This is a genomic window from Streptomyces sp. 13-12-16 (assembly GCF_002114215.1).
In the GTDB taxonomy this organism is placed as follows: domain Bacteria; phylum Actinomycetota; class Actinomycetes; order Streptomycetales; family Streptomycetaceae; genus Streptomyces.
This window is the reverse complement of sequence record NZ_NCTE01000928.1, coordinates 1-2,648: the sequence shown is the minus strand read 5'-3', so window position 1 is coordinate 2,648 and position 2,648 is coordinate 1. Positions and strand designations below refer to the sequence as shown.

The following is a 2,648-nucleotide window of genomic DNA, read 5'->3' as shown; positions in this document are numbered from 1 at the left end:
CGCCGGCGGGCGCGCCCGCCGGCCCGCCGGGCCTGGTCTGCGTCGGTGTCATGGACTTCCACGGGAGCAACGACGAGCGCGACCGGGCCGAGGAGATCCACCGGCGCTACCTCGACGGGACGACCCGTTTCGTCCGCGCGCTGGTCGAGGACGGCAGGCCCGTCCGGCTGCTCACCGGCGACGAGCTCGACCGGCCGGTGGCCGACGCGGTCCTCGACGCGGTGGACTCGCCGCTGGTCACCGTCGCCGAGACGGCCTCGCTGGCCGACCTGATGAAGGAGATGTCGGCCGCCGAGACCGTGGTGGCGACCCGCTACCACAACCTGGTCTGCGCGCTGAAGACCGGCACGCCGACCCTCGCGCTCAGCTACTCGGCGAAGAGCGACTCGCTCATGGCCCGGATGGGTCTGGGCGCGTACTGCCACCCGGCCCGCGAGACCGACGCCGACCGGCTGCTCGGACAGTTCCGCGAGCTGGAGCGGCGGTCGGCGGAGCTGCGGCGCGCCCTCGCCGAGCGGAACCTGGACGCCACCCGGCGCGTCGAGCGGCAGTTCGCCGCCCTGACCGCGGCCCTGTTCCCGGCGGCCGACCACGCCCACACCCTGAGAGAGGCTCCATGAAGGCGACCGAAGTCCCGGAGATCACCGGGGCGTACCTGTTCGAGCCGACGCCGTACGCCGACGAGCGCGGCTTCTTCTGCCGCACCTTCGACGCCGACGTGGTCCGCTCGGTGGGCCTCGACCCGGACGCCTTCGTCCAGGACAGCCTGTCCCGCTCGGTCCGGGGCGTGCTGCGCGGCCTGCACCTGCGCTCCGGCGCCGGCGAGGCCAAGCTCGTACGGTGCTCGTACGGGAGGATCTTCGACGTCGTCGTGGACCTGCGGCCCGGTTCGCCGACCTACCTGGGCCGGGCCTCCTTCGAGCTGTCCGGCGAGACGCAGACGACCCTGTACGTCCCGGCGGGGTGCGCGCACGGCTTCCAGGCGCTGACCGACACCGCCGACACCTCGTACCGGATCGACCGCCCGCACGACCCGGCCGAGGACGTGACGATCGCCTTCGACGACCCGGAGCTCGCCATCCCCTGGCCGCTGCCGGTCACCTCGGTGTCCCGGCGGGACCGGGAGGCGCCGGGCCTGGCCGAGTTCCTGAAGCAGAGGGAGGGCTGAGGTGGCCGTGGACACCGAAGAGTTCGAACTGCCCCGGTCGCGGACGGCGAACGAGCGGCTGCACGCCCTGGTCCCCGGTGGCGCGCACACCTACGCCAAGGGCGACGACCAGTACCCCGAGGGCCTGGCCCCGGTCATCAGTCACGGCCGCGGCGCCCACGTGTGGGACGTCGACGGCAACCGCTACGTCGAGTACGGCTCCGGCCTGCGGTCGGTCAGCCTCGGCCACGCCCACCCGCGCGTGACCGAGGCGGTGCGGCGGGAACTCGACCGCGGCAGCAACTTCGTCCGGCCGTCCGTCCTGGAGGTCGAGGCCGCGGAACGCTTCCTGGCCACGGTGCCGACCGCCGAGATGGTGAAGTTCGCGAAGAACGGCTCCGACGCCACCACCGCCGCGGTGCGCCTCGCCCGCGCCGCCACCGGGCGCCCGCGGGTGGCCGTCTGCGCCGACCACCCGTTCTTCTCCGTCGACGACTGGTTCATCGGCACCACGCCGATGTCGGCCGGCATCCCGGCGGCGACCACCGAACTCACCGTGGCGTTCCCCTACGGCGACCTGGCCGCCACGGAGGAGCTGCTCACCCGGTACCGGGACGAGATCGCCTGCCTGGTACTCGAACCCGCCGGTCACACCGAGCCGCCGCCCGGGTACCTCGCCGGCCTGCGCGAACTGGCCGACCGGCACGGCTGCGTCCTGGTCTTCGACGAGATGATCACCGGCTTCCGCTGGTCCGAGGCGGGCGCCCAGGGCCTGTACGGCGTCGTCCCCGACCTCTCCACGTTCGGCAAGGCGCTGGGCAACGGGTTCGCCGTCTCCGCGCTGGCCGGGCGCCGCGAACTGATGGAGCGGGGCGGGCTGCGCCACTCCGGCGAGCGGGTGTTCCTGCTGTCCACCACGCACGGCGCGGAAACCCACGCGCTGGCCGCCGCGATGGCCGTGCAGACCGTCTACGCCGAGGAGGGCGTCACCGCGCGGCTGCACGCGCTCGGCGAGAAGCTGGCCGCCGGTGTGCGCGAGGCCGCGGCCGGCATGGGCGTCGGCGACCACGTCGTCGTCCGGGGCCGGGCCAGCAACCTGGTCTTCGCCACCCTCGACGGGGACGGGCGGCCGTCGCAGGAGTACCGCACGCTGTTCCTGCGCCGGCTCCTCGCGGGCGGGGTGCTGGCCCCGTCGTTCGTGGTGAGCAGTGCGCTCGACGACGCCGACATCGAGCACACCGTCGACGTGGTGGCCCAGGCGTGCGCGGTGTACCGCAAGGCGCTGGACGCCGGGGATCCCGCCCCCTGGCTGGGCGGCCGCCCGGTGAAGCCGGTCTTCCGCCGCCTGGCGTGACGTCAGCGGTGCTCCGGCCGGCCGGAGCCGGCCACCCGGTCGGCCAGCCACGCGGTCGCCGGTGTCACCGCCAGCGCGGTGCACCAGCCGCCGAGGGCGTCGGTCGGGTAGTGCGCGCCCAGGGCGACCTGCGCCCAGCCCATGGCG

At 74.4% G+C, this 2,648-nt stretch carries 3 protein-coding genes; all 3 read left to right on the top strand.

Annotation, left to right across the window (positions count from 1 at the left end; translation table 11 throughout):
- Positions 1–620, top strand: a 620-nt coding sequence (locus B7767_RS32370; protein WP_085575238.1) for a polysaccharide pyruvyl transferase family protein, incomplete at its 5' end; no start/stop codon positions are given.
- Positions 617–1,168, top strand: coding sequence for a dTDP-4-dehydrorhamnose 3,5-epimerase (gene rfbC / locus B7767_RS32365; protein ID WP_085575237.1), 552 nt, complete (start codon positions 617–619; stop codon positions 1,166–1,168). The genes B7767_RS32370 and rfbC, both read left to right, overlap by 4 nt.
- Positions 1,169–1,175: 7 nt before the next feature.
- Positions 1,176–2,501, top strand: coding sequence for a glutamate-1-semialdehyde 2,1-aminomutase (locus B7767_RS32360; protein ID WP_085575240.1), 1,326 nt, complete (start codon positions 1,176–1,178; stop codon positions 2,499–2,501).
- Positions 2,502–2,648 lie beyond the last annotated feature (147 nt).

Coding starts and splice junctions, on each gene's coding strand:
- rfbC (WP_085575237.1), top strand. CDS start 617: ATGAAGGCGACCGAAGTCCCGGAGATCACCGGGGCGTACCTGTTCGAG.